Origin of the sequence: Micromonospora maritima (assembly GCF_902825405.1) — a bacterium.
GTDB classification, from domain to species: domain Bacteria; phylum Actinomycetota; class Actinomycetes; order Mycobacteriales; family Micromonosporaceae; genus Micromonospora; species Micromonospora maritima.
In genome coordinates, this window is the sequence record NZ_CADEAU010000625.1 from 1 (window position 1) to 2748 (window position 2748).

The following is a 2748-nucleotide window of genomic DNA, read 5'->3' on the forward strand; positions in this document are numbered from 1 at the left end:
GACGGCCGGCGCCGGGCCGGACTGGCTGGGCGGCTTCGCCCGCTGGCTGCGCCCGCCGCACCGCCAGCTCGCGCTGCTCGACCGGACCCCCGAGCAGTACGCCCTGTCCGTGCTGCTCTCCGCGCTCGTCGGCTTCGCCACCCCGGCGGTCGCCTCGGCCGTGCTCTTCCTGGGCGGGGTGGCGCTGCCGGTGGCCGTACCGGTGCTGGCCAGCCTGGGGCTGGCGCTGGCCGCCGGCCTGCTCGCACACCGCGCGGTGCTGGCCAGGGCCGACGCCGCCCGGGACGAGTTCCGCCAGGCGGTCTGCACCTACCTCGACCTGGTGGCGTTGCAGCTGTCCGCCGCGCACGGTCCGGTGCAGTCGCTGGAGCGCGCGGCGGCGGTCTGCGACGGCTGGGTCTTCGACCGGATCCGGGAGGCGTTGCGGCTCGCCCAGCTCCAGATGCACTCGCCCTGGGACGAGTTGCAGGAACTGGCCGACCGGATCGGCATCCCGGAGCTGGGCGACGTGGGCGCGATCATGCGCTCCTCCGGCAGCGAGGGCGCCCAGGTGCACGAGACGTTGCGCTCCCGCGCCGACTCGCTGCGCGACCAGATCCGCACCGACAACCTGACCCGGGCCGAGGGGGTGACCAGCAAGTTGGACATCCCCGGCTCGCTGCTGGTCTTCGTCCTGCTCGGCTTCGCCGTCTATCCGTTCATCGCCCGTCTGTGATCCCCAACCCCCGAGAAGGAGAAGACCATGCACCTCTACGCCTACCTGTACGCGACGGTGAGTACCCGCCTCGCCGAGCTGCGCCGGGACTCCGAGCGCGGCGACAGCCCGGTGCCGACCGCCGTGATCATCTTCGGTCTGGTCGCGGTGGCCATGGCGGTCACCGGGCTCGCCCTGGCCAAGGCGAACAACTGGATGAACGCCATCCCGAACAACACGGCGCCGCAGGCCCCGTGATGCCTCGCCCCGCCCGTACGGTCCGGAGCCGGCCGGCACCCGCCGGCCGGCCCACCGGCCCGCGCGGCCCGGGGCGGATCGCCGCCGCCCTGCGCGCCCGCCTCGACGCGGGCGGGCGCGAGCGGGGCGCCAACCCGGTCGAGCTGGCGGTGATGATGCCGGTGATCCTGGTGCTGCTCTTCGGCTCGATCCAGGTCGCCGTCTGGTTCGTCGCCCGGTCCACCGCGCTCAACGCGGCGCAGACCGGGGTGAACGCCCAACGCACGTTCGACGCCGCCCCGGGCGCCGGCCGGGAGCGGGCCACGAACTTCCTGCGCCGCTCCGGAGACTGGCTGGTCGGCTGGGAGAGGCCCGGACCGACCTGCGCCGAGGTCGACGACGGCGTCACCTGCACGGTGCGGGGCCGCTCCCTGTCGGTCATCCCGGGAGTCTCGTTCGAGGTCGTGCAGACCGCGCACGGCCCCGCCGAACGCTGGACCACGGGGTGAGGCCGGTGACACGGGACCGGGGATCCGTCTCGATCGAGGTGGCGGTGCTGGCTCCCGCCTTCATCGGGCTGATGGTGCTCGCCGGGGTCGCCGGGCGGACCGCCGTCGCCGACGAGGCGGTGGAGTCCGCCGCGCACGACGCCGCCCGGGCCGCCTCGCTGGCCCGTACCGCGGACGACGGCGAGGAGGCCGCCGAGAACGCGGCCCGCACCCAGCTCGACTGGTCCGGCCTGCGCTGCACCGCGCCGCCCCGGCTCGACCTGGACGGTTCGGTGGCCGGGCAGCCGACCAGCTTCGCCGCCGCGTACCGCAGCGCGCCCGGCGTGCCGGCGACCGTCACGGTGACGGTGACCTGCACCGTGTCCTTCGACGACCTGAGCGCGCCCGGGCTGCCCGGGGTGCCGGGCGGCAAGACCGTCGCGGCGAGCTTCACCTCACCGCTGGACACCTACCGGAGCCGCGGATGACCGGGCGACGCGGGGCGGAGAGCGGCCGGGTGAGCCTCTTCCTGGCCGTGGCGATGACAGGCGTGCTCGCCGTCATCGGTCTCGCCTACGACGGCGCCGGGCAGCTGCGCACCCTGCAACGGGCGGACAACCTGGCCGCCGAGGCGGCCCGAAGCGGCGGCCAGATGATCGACCGCGCGGGTGCCATCGAGGGCGGCCCGACCCGGATCGACCAGGACGCCGCCCGCAGGGCCGTCGCCGACTACCTCGCCGCCGCCGGCGGGGTGGGCGGCCACGAGGTCGACTTCCCCGTGGTCGGCGCCGAGACCCAGATCCGGGTACGCGTCCGGATCACCTACCGCCGGGACCTGCTCGGTCTCTTCGGCGCGCCACGGACCGCCACCGTCACCGGTGAGGCCACCGCTCGGGCGCTCACCGCGCCACCACCGTAGGAAGGAAGGCCACCATGGGTGCACCCCGACGCTCCGCCGTCCACCGCACCGGCCAGGTCCTCACCGGGCTCGGCGCCCTCGTCGTGCTCGTCGGGGTGCTGGCCGGCGGGCCGGTCGCGCTGCTGGCCTTCGCCGGCAACCCGCTGCCCGACCACCTGCCCACCCTGGCCGAGGTGGGTACGGCATTGACCAGCCGCGACGACGGGCAGCTCTTCCTGCGGGCGCTGGCCGTGGTCGGCTGGTTCGGCTGGGCCACGTTCGCGTTCTCGGTCCTGGTGGAGCTGGGCGCGTCGGCGCTGCGCCGGCCGGCGCCGAAGCTGCCCGGCATGCACCGCCAGCAGCGGGCCGCCGCCGCGCTCGTCGGTTCGGTGGCGCTGATCCTGGCCGCGAGCCCGGCCGCGGCGAGCGCC

5 protein-coding genes and 1 pseudogene are annotated in these 2748 nt (G+C 75.5%); all 6 read left to right on the top strand.

Translation table 11 applies throughout. The annotated features are described in order from the left end of the window. Window positions 1–715, top strand: a 715-nt coding sequence (locus HUW36_RS30110) for a type II secretion system F family protein (RefSeq protein ID WP_174531187.1), incomplete at its 5' end; no start/stop codon positions are given. A gap of 27 nt (window positions 716–742) precedes the next feature. After that, window positions 743–952, top strand: a complete 210-nt coding sequence (locus tag HUW36_RS30115; protein ID WP_174531188.1) for a hypothetical protein — start codon at window positions 743–745, stop codon at window positions 950–952. Then, window positions 952–1440 carry a TadE family protein gene (locus tag HUW36_RS30120; protein WP_174531189.1) on the top strand — a complete coding sequence of 163 codons (489 nt, stop codon included), beginning with the start codon at window positions 952–954 and terminating at the stop codon, window positions 1438–1440. The genes HUW36_RS30115 and HUW36_RS30120 overlap by 1 nt, the downstream gene beginning before the upstream one ends. Then, window positions 1437–1907 (top strand): TadE/TadG family type IV pilus assembly protein, encoded by a 471-nt coding sequence (locus HUW36_RS30125; protein ID WP_246248394.1) that lies wholly within the window; start codon window positions 1437–1439, stop codon window positions 1905–1907. Before HUW36_RS30120 ends, HUW36_RS30125 begins: the two co-directional genes overlap by 4 nt. Further along, window positions 1904–2338, top strand: coding sequence for a pilus assembly protein TadG-related protein (locus HUW36_RS30130; RefSeq protein WP_174531190.1), 435 nt, complete (start codon window positions 1904–1906; stop codon window positions 2336–2338). The genes HUW36_RS30125 and HUW36_RS30130 overlap by 4 nt, the downstream gene beginning before the upstream one ends. Before the next feature lie 14 nt (window positions 2339–2352). Next, window positions 2353–2748, top strand: a pseudogene (locus HUW36_RS30135) (LysM peptidoglycan-binding domain-containing protein); the annotation flags it as partial.